The sequence below is a fragment of the Parasphingorhabdus sp. genome (genome assembly GCF_036963705.1).
In the GTDB taxonomy this organism is placed as follows: domain Bacteria; phylum Pseudomonadota; class Alphaproteobacteria; order Sphingomonadales; family Sphingomonadaceae; genus Parasphingorhabdus.
In genome coordinates this window covers 1-529 of record NZ_JBALUT010000169.1, presented here as the reverse complement: position 1 = coordinate 529, position 529 = coordinate 1, and the positions used below count along the sequence as shown (strand labels likewise).

1 protein-coding gene is annotated in these 529 nt (G+C 52.4%); it reads right to left on the bottom strand.

Annotation, left to right across the window (positions count from 1 at the left end; translation table 11 throughout):
• On the bottom strand, window positions 1-462 hold a 462-nt coding region (locus tag V7680_RS15725; protein ID WP_335654188.1), incomplete at its 3' end, for a hypothetical protein.
• Window positions 463-529: the final 67 nt, after the last annotated feature.

The following is a 529-nucleotide window of genomic DNA, read 5'->3' as shown; positions in this document are numbered from 1 at the left end:
ATATTGCTCGCCTATACCGATGGTCGCGATCGCGCTGCGTCCGATAAATTCCGGCGGCATTTTCTGAAATTCAAACCACGGGTAGCAGGCATCAATCTGGCACAAAGCGGTCTCGGGTTTACTGGCAGGATCAGCGCCATTCACCGGAGTCAGCCTGAGAAAATCGAGATAGCAATTGTCGCCGCATTCAAAGCCAAGTATCCGGATGCGGTCCGTACCATCGGCGAGCACGGTCTCTGCTTCTTCAACCAAAATTTCGACTTCTGATGTCGCCGTTACCTTTGCGACTTCGTCGGTGAACGACAGTTTTATCAGATAGATCCCCAGTCTCTCACCATCCTCGACGGTTAAGCCAATACTGGCAGACGACAGAGATAACAGACTCCCTTCCGGCTGCGGCAAATTATCCCAGGCCGGAAAGATTAACGGGTCCCCGTAAGCCTCTCCAGCCGGGTCGGTCATGGTGACCTTCCCGCTTAAATTGCAATTGCCAGCCATATTCGCCTGACAACCGCTGAAAATGATAAAC